The organism is Chryseobacterium gwangjuense, from assembly GCF_021311115.1.
In the GTDB taxonomy this organism is placed as follows: Bacteria; Bacteroidota; Bacteroidia; order Flavobacteriales; family Weeksellaceae; genus Chryseobacterium; species Chryseobacterium gwangjuense.
The window spans coordinates 1-20,026 of record NZ_JAJTNP010000001.1 but is presented as its reverse complement, the minus strand read 5'-3'; the positions used below and the strand labels follow the sequence as shown (position 1 = coordinate 20,026).

Sequence of the window (20,026 nt, the reverse complement as noted above, 5' to 3'; positions counted from 1 at the left end):
TTAAATTCCTGATTTATACACTTGATGCAGATATGCGTTTTTCAGAGGCAAAGGGATTTTCTCAAAAATCAGATTTTTGTAGGCTTTATCACAGGTAAATGTAAGACTGTCTAAAGAGTAGATAAAAACCGATTCTATCGCATTTTTCAATGCCTGATCCCCTTTTTTATACATTTCGTCCATCTTGTTAAGACAGCTAACCAAAACGTTTTGATCTTTTTTTCGGATCAGTTCCCGGATTTGTTTTGTGAAAACATTAATGACCATAAATGAATTTTTGGTTCTGAATGTTTCTTTAAATTCTTCTTCGGATTCAGGAATTACTTTTACGATTTCCTGCATGGCTTCTGTATGATTCATTTTAGAATTATTTGAATCATAGATGCCAATTTATATTCCTTTTTAAAATAAAACCAATTAAAACACTAACCAACAATTAGTTACATTTAAATTAATAATTTACAGCAATAAAAAAGCCTATCAAAATGATAGGCTCATTATCAATATGATAATTTCTTTAAGATATTTTGTATTCTTCAATCTTGCGATAAAGGGTGGCAATCCCGATTTCGAGTAAGCGTGCCGCTTCAGCTTTGTTTCCCTGGGTATAATTGAGAATTTTCTGAATATGAATTTTCTCTGCACTGGCCATAGAAAATGCAGACAATGTTTTATCTGTCGAAGATTGAGTAGTAGAAATTTGCTGCATATCGAAAGGCAAACTACTAATCGATAATTCCTGACTGTCTTCGAGAATGACACTTCTTTCTATAATATTCCGAAGCTCACGAATATTCCCTTTCCAAAAATGTTTTTTCAATACACTCAGATAATCATTAGAAACAGAGCTAATCTTTTTTCCAACTTTCTGTGTATATTTTCTTAAGAAAAAGTCAGCTAAGTCTTCGATATCAGAGATTCTTTCTCTTAAAGAAGGAAGAATGATATTAAAAATATTAATTCGGTAATACAGATCTTCCCTAAAGTTCCCGTTGTCGATTTCTTTCTGTAAATCTCTATTGGTAGCAGCAATAATCCTTACATTTACTTTGGTAGGTTTGCTGTCTCCCACTTTCAGAAATTCACCGGATTCCAAAACACGAAGTAATTTGGCCTGCAAATCCAATGGCATCTCTCCGATTTCATCCAAAAATACAGTTCCGTTGTTGGCTTCTTCAAAAATTCCTTTAGCATCTTTTATCGCTCCTGTAAAAGCCCCTGCTTTGTGCCCGAACAATTCGTTCTCTAATAATTCTTTACTAAAAGCAGAGCAGTTGATTGCTACAAAATTCTGCTTATTTCTAGGACTTGTAGTATGAATCGCCTGTGCAAAAACCTCTTTTCCTGTTCCTGTTTCTCCTGTTAAAAGAACAGTAGCATCCGTCACAGCAACTTTTTTGGCAGAGCTAATGGCAGCTTCTAAGATTTTCGATTTTCCTATGATATTATCGAAAGACTGTTTGTCTCCCAATTGTTTTTCAAGCTGTAGGAGCCTCCTATTTAAGCCCACTTTATCCATCGCTTTGTAAACAAGAGGAATGATTTTATTGTTATCATCTCCTTTGGTTATATAATCGAATGCTCCGTTTTTTATCGCCTGAACACCATCAGGAATATTTCCGAAAGCGGTAAGAAGGATGACTTCAATCCAGGGATAGTTTTCTTTGATATTTTTAGAAAAATCGACTCCGCTTCCGTCGGGAAGTTTCACATCACTGATGACCACATCAATCTCTGAGTTTTCCAGTCTTTTTTTTCCGTTCTTCAGATCAGAAGCCTGAAATATTTCAAAACCTTCCAGTTCAATAATTCTTGAAAGAAGCGTTCTGATTTTTTCTTCATCATCGATGATTAATATCTTGCTCAAAACAATAAAATTAAGAGACAAAGGTAAAAATTATACAGGCAGAAAAATTAAATATTTACAGAATTTCCAAAAGCTCGTTTTTGGATAGATTAGTAAAGAAAGAAGCATCCGTTTTAATTAAATCCTGAGCCAGCTTATGTTTTTTCTTTTGCATATTCATGATTTTTTCTTCTACTGTATTGGTACAGATCAGTCGTACAGCCACTACATGTTTAGTCTGTCCGATTCTGTGACTTCGGTCGATCGCCTGATTTTCGATGGCAGGATTCCACCACGGATCAATAAGATAGACATAATCTGCTTCGGTAAGGTTCAAACCTACTCCTCCTGCTTTTAGGCTAATCAAAAACACGCGAACCTCATCATTGGTCTGGAAATTCTGGACTTTGGCTCCTCGATCTTTCGTCTGACCTGTCAAATATTCAAACGGAATACTCTTTTTCTCCAATTCAGCTTTAACCAGATCAAGCATGCCTACAAACTGTGAGAAAACCAATATTTTGTGTTCTTTGGATTTATTTTCAATCTGTTCCGTAAGGATTTCAATCTTCACGGCATTATTTCCGGAATGTCCTTCTTTTAAAAGTACCGGAGAGTTGCAGATTTGTCTGAGTTTCGTTAAACCTGTTAAAACATGCATACTGTTTTTTGTAATCTCATCATCATTGGTAGCGGAAATAAATTCACGCAGTTCCTGTTCGTAATTATCATAGATTTTACGTTGTTCTGCATTCATTTCACAATAAATGACCATCTCCGTTTTTTCGGGTAATTCTTTGGCAACCTGTTTTTTTGTTCTTCTGAGGATAAAAGGTTTTATTTTTTGCTGAAGTTCCAACGCTCTTTTGCTGTACTCAAATTTATCGATCGGAATTGCATAAATATCTTTGAAATACTGCTTGCTTCCCAATAATCCGGGACAGGCAAAAGAAAGCTGTCCATACAGATCAAACGTATTGTTCTCAACAGGTGTTCCAGTAAGTACGATTCTGTTTCTGGATTGTAACAGTCTGGCTGCTTTATATCTTTCCGAGTTAGGATTTTTAATCGCTTGGGATTCATCCAAAAAGATATAATTGAAACGGAAGTTTTTCAGAAAACGAATATCAGACAATACCATTCCATAGGTTGTTAATACGATCTCATATTCATGTATTTTTATGATGCTTTTCTCTCTTTCGGCTCCGTAATGAGTCAATATTTTTAGAGAAGGGGCAAATTTTTCTATTTCTTCCTGCCAGTTAAACAACAAAGAAGTCGGAACCACCACCAAATTGGTCGTATGTCCATATTTCTCCCGTTGTGATAAGATGAAAGCAATGATCTGTAAGGTTTTTCCCAATCCCATATCATCGGCAAGACAGCCTCCAAAATTGAAATTGTCTAAAAAATTCAGCCAGTTCAGTCCTTCTCGTTGATAATCTCTCAATTCAGCATTCAATTCAGCAGGAACTAAAACTTCTATTCTATTTATTTTTGAGAATTGCTCGTGGTAAGTCGTAATTTCGTTTTGTACTTCTTCACTCAACACTTCTTTTTCAAATAAATCTGATATTTCGGTGAAATTGACTTTAGGAATTTTAAGCAAATCTTCGTCTATATCTCCTGCCTGAAAATATTTGTTAATTTTTTCGATCCATTCATCAGGTAAAATCCCGTGAGAACCATCATCCAGCTGTACAAATTTGCTTTTGTTGCGTAGAGCCCGATGTACCTGCTTCAGTGTGGCTTTCTTTTTCCCGAAATGAACTTTCAACTTAGCATTAAACCAGTCCATTCCACTATTGACCTCTATGGTTATTTTGGCTTTGTGAGGATTGAGTTTATTATTTTTAATTTCATTAAATCCAAGAATCGTAACTCCATCATTCCGCCATATTTCAAAGGCATTCAGAAACCAGTTTTCATCTAAAAATTTATCTTTATGCAGATAGAAATATTCATGTCCTTCTAATTGTTCATTAAAATCAGGATGCTGATTCATGATTATCGAAGTAAGGGCGATTTCTGCATTGTAATCGCGTTCTATTCTAAATTCATTCCCATTCTGATCGGTATCAAAAATCTGCTTTCTGGAATAAACAGGAACTTCCACATCCCCATATTTCATCACAGGAATAATGGCTATGAAATTCCCTTCTTGATTGAGATAAACAATGCGTTCTACTTTAAAATTTTTCTCAATAAGCTCCACCGAAGTGGCTTTACGGATATAGCTGTAATTAATATGAACCAGATTCTCTAAAGGAGCCAGAACAGTCTGAATAAACTCTTCATATTTAGAAGCATGAATCAATAGGATTTCGTTGTTGGCTTTAAAGAACTTAAGTACCCGAAGCATATCGGGATGATCTACATAATGGAAAGTCTTTTGATGATAGACAAAATGTTCATTCCGGATCACCACATTTTTGAAAGGAAGTGCCCCATCATTGAAAACAAGTTCACCGGTAATTTCAAAAAATGGTTCTTTTTTAAACACCATCAATTGTATTTCAGCTTTCAGAATCTTCAAATCAACAGGAATCAGAGATTTTGCGGAAATGGTTTCAGAAATATCTCGGTTATGGAAATAAGTATCTAATTCCAGCGGATTTTTAATAATCTGCTGTAAAGCATCCTGCTCTGTATCCGTATTGTCTTCATTATATTTATTCTGGAAAACAACCAGGGCTGTATAAAATTTAATTGCTAAAGGACTTTCTGCTTTCCATATCAGATTCATCGGATCTGTACTGCTTACTGGGTTTTTAATTTTTCCTGACTGTGTTATATCCGCCTCCATGAGCAGAAAGCTCAATTGATTGTAATAACGATGTCTGCCAATAACAAGAATTTGCTTTTTATCGGTTTCCTGAGCCGCTAATTTTTTGATGAGAGATTGTTGTTGAGGAATAAGATCTTTTTTTAAAACCTGCTCATCAATTTTCAAAAGCTCCTTCATTTTACTTTCGATACTCAGCTTTCCATCAATATGATTCAACTGAAAATAAGCATCCAGATTCGATTCGTTTTCTAAACCATATGCCTTGGCTGACCGTACTAATATTTTACGACGAAGATTGTTATCATAGAATATACGAAAATCTTCCTGCTCAAGAATACAATGAATAACTTCCGCCTGATGTTCACATAATTTTTGATCATCATGATCACAGGAACAGGATGAAATAATATCATTTCCAATTTGACTTACTGAAACTCTGGGAAACTCGACCGCTGCATTCTTTTTAGTAAACACACCAACATTCAGTTCAAGAGCGATCGGATGAATATTTTGGAAGTCTCTGTTTTCCATAAAACTTCCGTTTTGGGTATGTTTCAGCAATTCATACACTGAAAGTGTACTGATATTGGTATTGAATAGTGTATATTCTCCTGTTAATTCCATTACTGATACTCCTGTTAAGCATTTGGGATGAGGTGGCAAATTTCTGAAAATTAATAGAAAACTAGTTTATACTTTTCAAAAATTAACTTCTTATTTTTCGTTGCGGATAAACTTTACCATTAAGATTAATTAAGGTATTTAGAATATTAAGTTTGAACTTCGTTTTAAGACTTTCTGCTGATGGAAAATCTTTGTTTTTTTCTTAATTAGCTTAACAACTCAATAGATCTTAATGGTTTAAATCAATATTAAAAAAGTGAAACCCTTCGAAAAGAATTTCACTTAGAAAAATTTAATGCTCGTGTTCTCCCGAGTTAGATAGCTTTGCATTGACGAAAAAGGCTCCTTTTACCACAATCTTTGCATCCGGAGCAATAGTATTTACCGGAGTGATCGCCGTATAGCCCATATCTGTAGATCCTTTTACCACTTCAATTTTTTCAAAACTCATGGTTTTAGAATGTTCTTTCGTCTCTTTCTCATGACCTTTTTCCTCTTCATGTGCTTCTTCTTTTTTATCGGTCTGTACAAAGACATAATACTTCCCGTCTGCTTCAACAATCGCTTCATTTGGAATTGCAGGCGTTACCGATTTATCCAAACTTACAATTCCGGTAATATTCATTCCGTCGATCAATCCTTCTTTATTTCCTGTCACATTGGCATGAACCGAGATTGTTTTGCTTTCATTTTCAAACGAAGAACCGATGCTGTAAATTTTTGCATCGTATTCGGTTTCAGGATTATTAGTCAGCTTAAAATGAACGATCTGTCCCATCTTCATTTTCGGCAAATCTCTTTCAAACACCTGAAGATCAAGATGGATTGAATTGTTATCAATAACATCCAACACCGGAGAGGAAACATCTACATAACTTCCGATCTGTGCATTAATATTGCTGACCGTTCCGCTAATTGGAGACGTAATGACTAATCCTGACCGTAAATTACCATTCGTTACTTTTCCCGGACTTATTCCCATCATCTGAAGCTGTCTCTGTACAGAAGACCTCTGCGTTCTTAAGCTTTTTAATTCTGCATCTGCACTTTGAAGATTCTTTTTAGCTCCTGCATCATTATCGAAAAGTTCCTTTTGTCTTCTGTATTCCTGTTCTGCATAGATAATTCTGCTGTTTACAGTCAAATACTGCTCCTGTAACTGAATATATTCAGGATTACTTATGGTAGCCAACACCTGCCCTTTTCTCACAAAATCACCGATCTGAACATTAATGGTTTTAATAACTCCTCCATATAAAGAAGTTACCGTTGCTTTTCTATTGTTAGGAACTCTCAACAGACCATTCGCTTTAATGGTTGAGGTAAGTTCTTTCATTTCAATCGTTGCCAGACTTACTCCTACCGATTTCATTTGCTCTTCGGTCAGTTCTGCGATCGTTTGAGGAGCTTCTTCATGATTTTCCTCTTTCTGTTCTGTTTTGGGTTCCACAGCTTTTTCAGCCTCTTCTTTTTTCCCGCAGCTTATGGCAAAAAGTGAGATCAATACAAAAGAGATGATATGATATTTGATGTTCATTTTATTTATTAATTATAGAATTGATAGTAATTACAGATTCATTCACCTGCTGAATAGATTCCAGATATTTCAGCTGAATATTGGTAGCGGTTTGCAGCGCAAAAAGATATTCCACATAGGATATTTCACCTGTTTTATATCCTAATTGTCCGGCTTTTATAATCTTTTCGGCATTCGGTATCGCCTGATTTATGTAATACTCATATTGTTTTACATTTTGCTGGTATTGGTTGAACGCATTTTCCAAAAGAGTTTCCAATTGTTTTGATTGTAATTTTGCATTGGATTCCGCCTTTTGCTTCTGAAATTCCCAGGACTGCATTCTCGCTTTTGTTGCCCCGAAAGTCAAAGGAATAGAAACTCCTATTGTTCCCGAATGAAACCTGTTTCCACCATTGAAATACTGCTCCATTCCATTGATCGTCTGAAAACCTATTAAAGACTGATTCGTATACCCGATCGTAAATTCCGGAAGTCCCTGAGATTTTTCAACCTTCTTATTCTTTTCCGCAATTTCCATTTCCTGATAGAATGCTCTCACAGTAGGGTGTTTTGCAATAGAGAGACTATCCAGAACATCATCAGCTTTCAGAGGATAATAGTTTTTGTTGGCAGAAATTGTAATTTCTTCTGAAGTATTGAGTAATGTTTTTAGATTTTTAAAGGCATTGGTAAGATATACCTCATTTTGTTTCAGCAACAGGCTAATTTCTCCTTTTTGAGTTTCTGCCGTATTGATCTCGATTTTTTTAATATCCCCGGCTTTAAATCGTACCGTCGCTATTCTTATAAAATCCTGATACAGACTATCCAGATTTTTCAGCTGCAGCTGGTTGTACTGCAAATATTCTATCTGATAATAATACGTTCTGACCTGTTTTGCCAGTTCATTTGCAGAGATTTCTTTATTAATCTGTTTTCCTTTAATTTCTTCAGCAATTAGCTCTTTTCTGGCTTTAAACAAAGTCGGGAACGGAATGTTTTGCGAGATCGAAAAAGACTGATCAAACTTTTTGCTGTTATACTGCCCTAATTGTGCATCCACACTCAATTTTGGAAGTTCTTTTGCCGTAGGTTGTAAGGCTTCACTCGCTTTGATATCCAGGTTTTTTGATTTGATCAGCTCATTATTGCTCAATGCCATTTGAACAGCCTGTTCCGCCGTTAAAGAGGCTCCCTGCTGTGCTTTAAAAGTCTGTCCAAAGCATAAAAATCCTAATACGACCACTGTGGTTACTGATTTAGGTTTTATCTTTTTTACATCAATTTTTGTATTAAAAATAATATACAGCATCGGTAATACGAACAGCGTAAGGAAAGTAGCGGTAATCAAACCACCAATCACCACCGTTGCCAAAGGTTTCTGAACTTCTGCTCCGGCTCCTGTAGAAATTGCCATCGGTAAAAACCCTAAAGAAGCTACCGTTGCGGTCATCAATACAGGTCGTAATCTCGTTTTTGTGCCTTCGATTACCCGCTTTATGATATTGGTTTCGCCATCTTTTTCCAACTGATTGAAAGTTCCGATCAACACAATTCCGTTGAGAACGGCAACACCAAATAGAGCGATAAATCCTATTCCTGCACTGATACTGAAAGGCATATCTCTGAGTAATAAAGCGAAAACTCCCCCTATTGCACTCATCGGAATCGCTGTAAAGATCAATGCCGCCTGTTTGAATGAATGGAATGTGAAATACAGTAACATAAAAATCAACAATAATGAAACCGGTACTGCAATCATCAGTCTTTTACTTGCCGCCTGTAAGTTTTCAAACTGGCCTCCATAGGTGAAATAATATCCTGATGGTAATTTCATTGTATCCAGTTTTGCCTGAATGTCTTTTACAACACTTTCCACATCACGGTCTTTTACATTAAAGCCTATCACAATTCTACGTTTTCCTTCTTCACGGCTGATCTGAGCTGGTCCTAATTTGTAACTCACATTTGCCACCTGAGAAAGCGGGATCTGCGCTCCGGAATTCGTCGAAATCATCAGATTATTCACATCTTCAATATTCGTTCTGTGGAGACTGTCTAAACGTACCACCAAATCAAACCTTCTTTCATTTTCAAACACCTGACCTGCTGTCTGTCCTGCAAAAGCGGTACTTAATGCATTATTTACCTCTTCAATATTCAATCCATAATTCGCCATTCTAGTTCTGTCATATTCTACATTGATTTGCGGAAGGCCGCTTACCCGCTCAATCTGCGGTGAAGTTGCCCCTTCAACCGACGAAATTATTTTTGCTGTTTTATCTGCATACATCGCTAATGAATCCAGATTTTCACCAAAGATCTTCACGGCAACATCCTGTCTGATCCCGGTCATCAATTCATTAAAACGCATCTGGATCGGCTGATTCTTCTCAAAAAATACGCCTGGAATGGTTTCCAGTTTTTCGGAAATTTCATCGGCTAATTCTTCATAAGATTTTTTGTTTTTCCATTCCTCTTTTGGTTTTAAAACAATAATCAAATCCGAAGCTTCTGGTGGCATCGGATCTGTGGGAACTTCTGCTGAGCCTGTTTTTCCGACCACCATTTTTACTTCGTCAAATTGTTTGATGATTCTTGAAGCCTGCATTGAAGTTTCAATACTCTGACTTAATGAGCTTCCCTGCGGAAGAATACAATGAAAGGCATAGTCGCCCTCCTGCAGCTGCGGGATAAACTCACCTCCCATTCTGTTAAACGTGAAAATTGATACCACAAATAAGGCGATTGTTCCTCCCACTAAAGCATATTTTATCTTCAACGCTTTTTCCAATAACGGCTGATAGATTTTTTGCAGTCTGTTCATCATTTTATCGGAAAAAGTCTCTTTATGGGCTATTTTTTTAGATAAAAATAAAGCGCTCATCATCGGAATATAAGTCAGTGACAAGATCAATGCTCCTAAAATTGCAAAGCCTACTGTTTTGGCCATAGGCGTAAACATTTTTCCTTCTACCCCTGCCAACGTTAGAATAGGAATGTACACAATAAGAATTATTATTTCACCGAAAGCCGCACTGCTCCTGATTTTTGAAGCCGATAAGAAGACTTCCTCATCCATTTCTGATTGAGTAAGCATTCTTGTTGTTTTTCTTAGTCCTAAATGATGGAGGGTTGCTTCTACAATAATGACTGCTCCATCTACAATCAGACCGAAATCAATCGCTCCTAAACTCATTAAATTGGCACTTACTCCAAAAACATTCATCATTCCTAAAGCAAACAACAAAGAAAGCGGAATTGCTGAAGCCACAATTAATCCGGCTCTGAAGTTTCCCAAAAAAAGCACCAACACAAATATGACAATAAGCGCTCCTTCAATTAAATTTTTCTCTACGGTATTAATTGCTCTGTCTACCAAGTCTGTTCTGTCCAGGAACGGTTCAATGATCACATCATCAGGAAGTGATTTCTGGATCGTCGGAATCTTGTCTTTAATTCTTTGCACGACTTCATTGCTGTTGGCTCCTTTTAGCATCATCACAACGCCTCCTACTGCATCAACTTCGCCGTTATAAGTAAGAGCTCCATAACGGGTTGCATGACCAAGACCTACATTCGCCACATTTTTTATAAAAATAGGAACACTTCCGGTTTCATTTTTAACGGCAATATTCTTAATATCTTCTATCGACGTTACCATCCCTATTCCTCTGATGAAATAGGCATTCGGTTTTTTATCAATATACGCTCCTCCCGTATTCTGATTGTTTTTTTCCAGTGCTGTGAAAATATCGGTAATACTGATTCCCATTGCTTTCAAACGATCCGGATTGATGGCTACTTCATATTGCTTCAGTTCGCCCCCAAAGCTGTTGATTTCAGCCACTCCCGGAGTTCCGTTTAATTGTCTGCGGACAATCCAGTCCTGCATCGTTCTCAGTTCTTTGCTGGTGTATTTTTTCTCACTTCCTTTTTTCGGATGTAAAATATATTGATAGACTTCTCCCAACCCGGTACTTACAGGCGCTAATTCAGGAATTCCGACTCCTTTCGGGATTTCTTCAACGGCTTGCTTCAGCTGTTCGCTGATTAACTGTCGGGCAAAATAAATATCTACATTTTCTTTGAAAACGACCGTAATCACGGATAACCCGAACCTTGAAATACTTCTTGTTTCTTCTATATCCGGAATATTGGCAATACTTTGTTCTATTGGAAATGTTACTAACTGTTCTACTTCCTGTCCTGCCAATGTAGGGCACACGGTAATAATCTGCACCTGATTGTTGGTGATGTCGGGGACGGCATCAATCGGTAATTTTGAGGCACTCCAAGCCCCCCAAATGATCAGCATCAACGTCATAATTCCTATGACGATCTTATTCTTGATGCTCAATCTTATGATTTTATCTAACATTGAATTTAATTTTTATTGAATGTCTCTCTGCTTAAAACTCTTAAACAGATGACAAAAATGAAAAGAAACTCCATGCAACGGAATTGCAAAGATTTCATAACGCATTGATGAAAGACCAAAGTCTTCCATTAAAAATCAATAAAAATTAAATCTTAGGGGGTTGCCAGATCTGATCGTACACCAAATAGGCAAAGTCGTTTTTCTGAAAAAATATTTTCTTGGAAAAGTAATTATGAACCTGCTCCGGAAAGGTAATGACCGGTTCAATTTTAAAAGAGGTTACCGTTATCTGGCAACAATTGCAAAAACATAGCGGAGAACATGCATCATTGCTTGCATGGGAATGTTCTTCCGGATTATTGATATACGTGAAATTTGGAGTATTATTCAATTGCTTAGCCGCAACATCATTGCATGGCATAATGGATAACGCCAGGAAGTAGAATGTTAAAAGCAATCTGAATACATACATTGTGGCAAATTTATAAAAATAAATTTTAAGAGCTATTTTTATATTGAATTGTTCCACCAACAAATTTTTAAGACTTGGAGGTACGATCTTTGTTAGGACTGCTTCTTTTTAATAGAACTGACCAGAATTATAATAATTTGAATAGTAATCGAAATAAAATAACTAATAACAAATTTTCAATTACCTATTACATTTGGAGTGATAAGTACCTAAACATTTGATTAACCTGATTAAAATACTGGCGGCTAGCTGCAGCCACTAAGAAGTATTTTATTCGGTTCATTGCTAAAACTTTAAAATGGGATCATTTAGTATAAATTTTAAACGGGAGCTCAATGCATTTGATGCATTTTATGAGAAGTATTACAAACTCGTTTTTTATTGCATCACCAGAAAAGTTGGTAATGTGGATGACGTGCTGGATATTTCTCAGGATGTTTTTGTTCATCTCTGGGAATATCGAAAAATTCTCACCTCTGAAAATAAAGAAAGAATCATCTACAAATTCTGCAAACAATTCATAAGTAGATATTATCATACAAAAGCCAAAAATCCAATACATCATGCCACTTCTCTTGAGGAACATTCATATTGTGATATTAACGATGAAGATTATGAAGAAGATCATAAGGAGCAACTTTTGAAAAGATTGGCAAACTGTATGGAGAAACTCTCTTCATTACAGAAGCAAATAATAATACTCCATAAAGTTGATGGTATTAGAAGAATTGAAATTGCTGAACTATTGGGTATAAGACTTTCTGCTATCAAATATCACCTTAGCCGCTCAATAAGCTATCTTAAAGATTGTTTACAATCTGTTAAAAATTCATAAATAAAGTTAATTTAAGTTAATAAAACTAGCCATTTTTACATTTTTTGCCTCTTTATTAGGAAAAAGAAAAAAATGGGAACCCAACATTTTGATCTCTTCTCTGCTGAGGAAAGGAAAAAGCAATGCGAAATCATCAAGCAGAAAATCATTACAAAAGAAAGAAAAAAAAGACAGCAGATAAGCCTTGTTGGTGTTTGCGCTGTTCTTCTTTTATCTATTAGTTTATGTGGAGTTTATTCCAGTTTTCTCGCATCTAAAACTTATACAGCACATGTGGCTGAAAAATTTGTGCAGTTACAGGACAATACTACCATCACTTTGTCTAAAGGTAGCGAATTAATCGTTGAACAGTCTTTGTTCAGTAATACAAGAAATGTGTATTTAAAAGGTACAGCAGTTTTTAAAGTTTCCAAATCAAAAGAACATCCTTTTATTGTTCATGGAAAAGATTATGAAGCTACAGTTCACGGCACCGCATTTAAGATAATACAAACAAACAGCTCATTTCAGGTAGACCTATATGAAGGATCCGTCTCAGTAAACCAAAGGAAGAAGCAGGAAGCTTACCGTCTGAAACCTGGTCAGACTTTCAGCAATTTTGGGCAAAAGGAAACTGCCGTAATCTTAACAGATCCTCATCCTAAGGATAAAAATCATAAATCTCTCGCTGATTCTAAAAGTTTGGTGGAGGCGGAATTCATGGATGCTCCCATCATGGAAGCGGTTGATGTGATTGGGAAAATTACCGGCAAAAAAATTGAACTTCCAACAGAATTTCAACACACACACATATTAATAGATTTGAAAGGAGATAATGCTGAAATTATTTTGAAAAAACTAGCAGCATATCTAAAACTTGAACTCCACGAAAACAAAAACAGCTATGAACTTAGAAAATAAGCTCCGGCTGTTTTTTATATTAGGCCGTATCCCGGATGATTAAAAAAGAAAGCCGGCAGTTCGCAGCTGCCAGCTCAAAAATCAGTTTAATCGAAATTTCAACTAATTTAATAATGCAAAAATATGAAAAATATTACTTGCTGTGCGGGAGCATTGTTTTTATTGAACATAGGTCTGTACCAAAGCCAGGCTCTGTCTTTAAAAGATAAAAAGATCAGTTTTGAAACCAATGAGATTCCAGCCTCAGAAGCCGTTCGACTCCTATTTTCAAAATATAATATAGAGAATATATCTCCTGTTGAACTGGCAGGGTACAAAACAGGAAAAGTTACCTGTAAAGAAATACCAGTTGTCGACTGCCTTAAAAAGATTCTGCATGGGATGCCCTTCGAGATTTCTCTTTACAAAGACAACACGGTCTTCATCCGCAATAAGTCTCTCAGATTCGGTAACAATACAGTGGATAGTTTTGAGGAGCAAAATCTCTTAATAAAGAATAGCGACACAGTCCGAAGGAAAGAATATCAAATAGAAGAAATTACCCTCAATGCAGGATATTACAAAGTAAAGGAAAAGGAACGCACAGGAAGCATAGCTCGTGTAGCTGCCAAAGACATCGAAAACCAACCGGTGAATAATGTTCTTTCTTCTCTGCAAGGAAGAATGGCGGGCGTTAATATTACTCAGAACTCCGGAGTTGCAGGCGGAGGTTTTGATGTTCAGATAAGAGGTCGTAATAGTCTTCGCAATAATGGCACTGGTGATTTAAATGCCAGTAGACCTTTGTATGTGATAGATGGTGTTCCTGTTTCTACAACAAATTCAGTTCGGTCCAATATGACCGACACAATATTACCATTTCAAGACGCCAATCCTCTTAACAATATTAATCCAGATGACATCGAAAGTATTGAGGTTTTAAAAGATGCTGACGCCACAGCTATTTATGGTTCTAAGGGTGCCAATGGGGTCATACTCATCTCCACAAAAAAAGGAAAATCCGGAAAAACAGAGGTAAGTATCACAAGCACTTACGGTCTTGGAGATGTTAGCCGCTCTCCAAAAATGATGAATACCCAACAGTATTTACAAATGCGAAAAGACGCTTTTGCCAATGACGGAATAACCACCTACCCTGTCAACGCTTATGATATTAATGGAACATGGGATAAAGAAAGATACACCAATTGGCAGCAGTATTTTATTGGAAATACTTCTGAAAGAACTTCCACTAAAGCTCAGGTTACAGGTGGAAATCAAAATACCCAGTTTTTATTAAGTGCCGGTCATGATCAAGAAACCACAGTATTTCCCGGAGATTACCGTTATAAAAGAACTACTATAGGAGTTAATCTAAATCATCAATCCACAAATAAAAAACTAAAAATTAATTTCTCCGGATATTACACTTTACAAAATAACTTTCTTCCCCCTACCGATTTCTCCAGTGTCTATGCTACATTAACCCCTAATGCTCCGGCTTTATTTACCTCCAACAATACGTTAAACTGGGAAAATAGCACTTTTGCCAATCCTTTGGCTGCAGCAACCCGAATCTATAAGATGAAGTCAGAGCAGTTAATCAGTAATATGGTCCTTAGTTACCAATTAGCTAAAGGCTTATCTTTTACTGTTAATGGAGGATATACCCGTAATACTTCAGATGAGAAAACATTAGCTCCCAAAACTATTTACAATCCTGCACTTAATTTTGGAAGCGAAATGTCTTCAATCAGAATAGCAAATCCTAATCAATACAATTGGATTGCAGAACCACAGCTCAATTATGAGCATCAGTGGAATAATCACAAACTTCAGGTTCTTGTCGGAGGAAGCTTTCAAAGCCAGAGTTCCAGCAGTCAGGTACTGACTGCCGACAGCTTCCCATCGGATGAGCTTATTGAAAATATTGGTTCAGCAGCAACAATAAGAGTTGATCGATCAGGGGCTTATAATTACGGATATCAGGCATTCTACGGTAGAGCTAATTATCAGTTGGCCTCCCGATATATTGTAAATTTTACTGGAAGAAGAGATGGGTCCAGTAGATTTGGAGCCAACAGACGTTATGCCAATTTTGCAGCAGCAGGTCTAGCCTGGATTTTTAGTCAAGAAAATTTTTTAAAAGATGTAAAGTGGCTAAGCTTTGGAAAACTCCGGGGAAGTTATGGTTCTGCAGGTAGTGATCTTATTGGTGATTATCAGTTTTATGATACTTACCGAACCACTTCAACTCCCTATAATTCATTACAAGGCCTTCTCCTTTCAAGGCTCTATAATCCTGATTTCAGCTGGGAGGTTACCCATAAACTGGAAATAGGTATGGAACTAGGTTTTTTAAAGGACAGAATTAATTTAGGAATCAACTGGTACAAAAACCGCTCCTCCAATCAACTGGTGGGCATTCCTCTTTCTTTAGTTACAGGTTTTTCTTCTTATCAGGGGAATTTAAAAGCTACAGTAGAAAACAAAGGTTGGGAGTTTAGCCTACAGTCTTCCAATATTAAACATAAAGACTTTAGCTGGGCTACCTCATTAAACCTTTCAATTCCGAAAAATGAACTGATTGAATTTCCAAACCTCCAAGGATCTACATATGCAAACACTTTTGTAATTGGCTACTCTACCAATGTCCGTAAGCTTTATCATTTCCTAGGAGTAGATCCTAATACCGGACTTTACCAATTTGAGGATAAAAATGGCGATGGAAAACTGGACATCAATGACCAATATATCGTTAAAGAGATTGGAACGGAATGGTATGGTGGTATTGTGAATAATTTCAAATACAAATCTTTTGAATTGAGTATACTTTTTCAGCTCTCTAAACAATCACAATTTAATTTGAAATCTAATTCTTATGGATTAGGAAACATGAAAAATTTACCCGAAGAATTTCTTGATTACTGGAGAGCAGATCGTCCCAATGCAACCTATCAAAAGCCTTCTTCGGGTGCTAATCCGGCTGCAATGGCTGCTACCATTAATTTTGTAAACAGTGATGCCATAGTATCAGATGTTTTTTCTTTCAGACTGAGAAATATTTCACTTCGTTATACCATTCCGGGAGATATTTTAAAAGTTCTGCGTGCAACAGTATTTTTGGAAGGACAAAATCTAGCAGTATGGACTAATCTTAAAGGTTTAGACCCCGAAGCTTCATTAGGATTCCTTCCGCCACTTCGTGTTATTTCTTTTGGTACAACCCTTAAATTTTAAATCATGTTAAAAAAAATTATTTTAAGTTTATTTTTAGGCTCTGTTATTTCTTGCAATAATCTGCTTGAAGTAGATTTACCGACCGACCAAATTACCAAAGACCTGGTTTTTAAAGATGAAAAGTTAGCTAAATCTGCTATGGCGGGGGTATACCGCAACTTGGACGAGACCGGCTTTTTATCGGGCTCATCAATGGGAGGAGGATATTATCTGGGATGTTATACTGATGAGCTCATCTCCTTTGGACTACCTACATCAAATCCTAATCAATTATATCAGCTCAATATTCATCCGCTTTCAGGAGTAGTAAAAAGCCTCTGGGGAACAACTTATAATCAGATCCTTAATATTAATAGTATTGTTGAGGGGTTGGAAAAATCTTCTGCTATTTCGACAAAGGTTAAAAGCCAGCTTACCGGGGAGTCCTTATTTTTAAGAGCACTACTCCATGTTTATCTGGTAAACGTGTACAATAAAGTTCCTTATGTGATATCTACAGATTACACAATCAACAGCACTATAAGCAGTCAACCGAAAGATAATGTATTGAAGCTGGCTCAAGAAGATGCGGAAAAAGCATTACTGCTTCTCCCGGATAATAAAATTAAAGGTCAAAGAATAACTCCCACTAAAGCTACCGCTTTAGCACTTTTATCCCGAATTTCACTATATCAAGGGAATTGGCAGAAGTCCATAGACTTTTCGTCAATGATTATCAACGATTCTAATTATCCATTGGAAACTGACTTAAAAAAAGTATTTCTGAAAGAAGGAAGCAGTGTGATTTGGGCGTTTCAATCGATAACAGGTCAGGTCAGCACCAAAGAAGCATCCACTTATATTTTTAATGCGGCTCCGCCTACCAATGTTTCATTGGCTTCATCTTTAGTAAACTCATTTGATCCGGTGGATAAAAGACTCAATGAATGGATCGGAAATAAACAGGATACACAAGGTAAAATCTATTATTTTGCTTATAAGTACAAACAAGATAAACCTACATCTACTCCATTAGAATATTCTGCTATTCTGAGAGCAGAAGAACAATATCTGATAAGAGCTGAGGCACATCTAAAGCTCGGTATAAAAGATAAAGCGCTTATAGATCTTAATACAATTAGAATTCGGGCAGGTATTCTCCCTGTTATTACCACCGATGATACTACCATCCTTAATGCTATTCTGGAAGAAAGAAGACATGAGCTTTTTACTGAATATGGACACCGGTTTATCGATTTAAAAAGAACGGGTACACTTTCACCTATGATGAAGCAGGTAAAACCTCAATGGCTTGATAAATTCCAGAGCTTTCCCTTACCTGAAAGTGAATTATTATTAAACCCAAAACTAGGTCCACAAAATGAAGGTTACTAAATATATACAATTATTATTGCTCATAGGAATCTTGTTCCAAGGATTCTTTTCAGCACAAGAAAAAAATATTCAAGCTATTAAAGACGAATATGCAAAGAAGAACTCAACAGTATTATTAATAGCACAAAGTAAAGACCTAAAGTGGTGTATTCTTAAAACAAAAAGAGGAACTGAGCCATCTGTAGAACTCTATTCTATAGACAAGAATACAAAAACACCACTTCCAAATGCTTATTCCTATCACTTTACACATGACAATACTCTTGTGATTGCATTGAAAGAAGCCATTCTTTTAAAAGACTTTGTGAAAGATATAGAACATAAGGTAATGGGGAAGTTTGTCGTGAATGTAATAGATAATAACAAAGTAATTTTATCTAATCATATTTCTAAAGAACTGATGATCTATAACAGTAAAGGCAACAAACTATTTAGTATCGATAAAATAGGGTCTTATAATATAAGTAAAGATCAGAAAACTATTGTCATGGCTAAGAATGGGAATTTAATAAACCTAAACACGGAGACCTTAAAAAAAAGAGAAATACATACCGGAAAAGAATATCAGACAGTTGGTAATACGGATGAAGAAACCTGGGGCTTAGGAACAAAGGATGATTTTCTTTTCATAAGCCGTTGGCTAAGTGGTAGCAATACAATTACTACAAAAGAAATTACCCTTCCAAAGCACCTTAAATTATATTACCTGAGGCTTGCCGAAACAAAATTACGACAAGGGCGATTTTTTTTAATTCCGGTAACTCCTAAAACAATTGAGAATGAAAAGGAAATCCCGGAAATTTATTATTCTAAGCTTAGTTACCAATACAAAGATCCCATAAGGCAACTTGCGGTTTATGACTTAAATAATAATACATGGAAGTGGCTTCCTAAAGAAAATGACAAATACAGCACTCAACAATTAGTTAGTGATACTGATTTTATTTCTTATGATCCGATTACTAAAAATGATGATACTCTTTATAATCCCAAAACCCGCATCCAGCTGATATGTAATTTTGAAGATCAAGGAATTAAACTTCATAATCCCTATACTAATCCCCCAAATTTCTATTATGCTAAAAATCTGAAAAAGCTACTTTTCTTTGAAAATGGGACATGGAAGATAGAAAATCTAAAAACGGGAGAAGTCCGTGAATTAAAAGTACCTGTTGGAACTAATTTCCTTAGTGCCCAATATAGTGGCTTATATGATAAATCTTGGGAACCTCCAATACCTATCAAATCTGATTGGGTTATTCTTACAGAAGAATATGATTTGTTTTTACTCAATTTAAAAAACTTGGAACTCTTGAGATTAACCAAAGGGAGAGAGCACAAACAGCAATACAGAATAGCAAAAAAAAATAAAGTCATAGTGAACACAGCGTTAGATATTAGTTATGAGATTCAAGACCCTTTTTCAGAAGGGCTATTAGTTCAAATGTTTGATACCCGTAATTTTAAATCTGGTCTGGAGTGTATAACCGAAACAGGAAAAGTGAAATGGGAACTTAAAGAAGATTCTTATATCAGAGATGTAGTCCGGTATAAAAACAGGGTCTTGTATACAGCTTCTTTTTATAATGCTCCCCTGGCTATCAATATTGCAGATAATGGAAAACTAACCCAGACAATAGCTACAACACAAGAAAAATTCGATAATTTCCGATACCGATTATTTAAATATAAAGCCTCGGATGGTAATTTATTGGATGCTGTTCTCCTGTATCCCAAAAATTATCAGAAGGGCAAAAAGTATCCTATGATCGTCAACGTTTACGAAAATATAGCTAAGCAAATCCTAAACTATCAAGCTCCTTCATTTAATGATGATTTTGGATTTAATTATATGCATTATGTATATCAGGATTATTTTGTATTACTGCCACAAATAGACTTAAAAGTAGGGCAAATGACAAACAGTATCGTTTCCTCTATAGAGTGGAAAAAACGGTCAAATAGACCAGTGTTTTTCGGAGTAAATTGACCACTAATTTCGGATCAAACTGACCACCAAATTCCAGTCCAAATTGACCACCCTTCATTTGGCATAAAATATTACTGA

The 20,026-nt window shown here is 36.0% G+C and carries 11 protein-coding genes; 5 read left to right on the top strand and 6 right to left on the bottom strand.

The genetic code is table 11. The features are described from left to right. The 6 genes from LV842_RS00055 to LV842_RS00030 form a co-directional block, all read right to left on the bottom strand. Entirely contained in the window at positions 1–360 is a 360-nt protein-coding gene (locus LV842_RS00055) for a DUF7674 family protein (RefSeq protein ID WP_233109419.1), read from the bottom strand. Between the two features lie 157 nt (positions 361–517). Next, a complete protein-coding gene (locus LV842_RS00050; protein ID WP_233109418.1) occupies positions 518–1,867 on the bottom strand; it encodes a sigma-54-dependent transcriptional regulator in 1,350 nt (449 codons plus the stop codon). Positions 1,868–1,922: 55 nt separating this feature from the next. Continuing rightward, positions 1,923–5,258, bottom strand: coding sequence for a DEAD/DEAH box helicase (locus tag LV842_RS00045; RefSeq protein ID WP_233109417.1), 3,336 nt, complete (start codon positions 5,256–5,258; stop codon positions 1,923–1,925). Positions 5,259–5,550: 292 nt separating this feature from the next. Further along, on the bottom strand, positions 5,551–6,795 hold the full coding sequence (locus LV842_RS00040; protein WP_233109416.1) for an efflux RND transporter periplasmic adaptor subunit: 1,245 nt from the start codon (positions 6,793–6,795) through the stop codon (positions 5,551–5,553). 1 nt (position 6,796) lies between these two features. After that, entirely contained in the window at positions 6,797–11,158 is a 4,362-nt protein-coding gene (locus tag LV842_RS00035; protein WP_233109415.1) for a CusA/CzcA family heavy metal efflux RND transporter, read from the bottom strand. Between the two features lie 145 nt (positions 11,159–11,303). After that, entirely contained in the window at positions 11,304–11,630 is a 327-nt protein-coding gene (locus tag LV842_RS00030) for a DUF6660 family protein (protein ID WP_233109414.1), read from the bottom strand. 298 nt (positions 11,631–11,928) lie between these two features. On the opposite strand from LV842_RS00030, the gene LV842_RS00025 reads away from it, so the two are divergent. The 5 genes from LV842_RS00025 (at position 11,929) to LV842_RS00005 (ending at position 19,948) form a co-directional block, all read left to right on the top strand. Continuing rightward, complete coding sequence (locus LV842_RS00025) at positions 11,929–12,465, top strand: RNA polymerase sigma factor (protein WP_233109413.1); 537 nt, start codon at positions 11,929–11,931, stop codon at positions 12,463–12,465. A gap of 72 nt (positions 12,466–12,537) precedes the next feature. Beyond that, a complete protein-coding gene (locus LV842_RS00020) occupies positions 12,538–13,365 on the top strand; it encodes a FecR family protein (protein ID WP_233109412.1) in 828 nt (275 codons plus the stop codon). Between the two features lie 123 nt (positions 13,366–13,488). Continuing rightward, positions 13,489–16,584, top strand: coding sequence for a SusC/RagA family TonB-linked outer membrane protein (locus tag LV842_RS00015; protein WP_233109411.1), 3,096 nt, complete (start codon positions 13,489–13,491; stop codon positions 16,582–16,584). A 3-nt stretch (positions 16,585–16,587) separates the two neighbouring features. Beyond that, positions 16,588–17,958, top strand: coding sequence for a RagB/SusD family nutrient uptake outer membrane protein (locus tag LV842_RS00010; RefSeq protein WP_233109410.1), 1,371 nt, complete (start codon positions 16,588–16,590; stop codon positions 17,956–17,958). After that, the gene (locus LV842_RS00005) at positions 17,945–19,948 is read left to right on the top strand and encodes an alpha/beta hydrolase (RefSeq protein WP_233109409.1); all 2,004 of its coding nucleotides are present in this window, start codon (positions 17,945–17,947) and stop codon (positions 19,946–19,948) included. The genes LV842_RS00010 and LV842_RS00005 overlap by 14 nt, the downstream gene beginning before the upstream one ends. Positions 19,949–20,026: the final 78 nt, after the last annotated feature.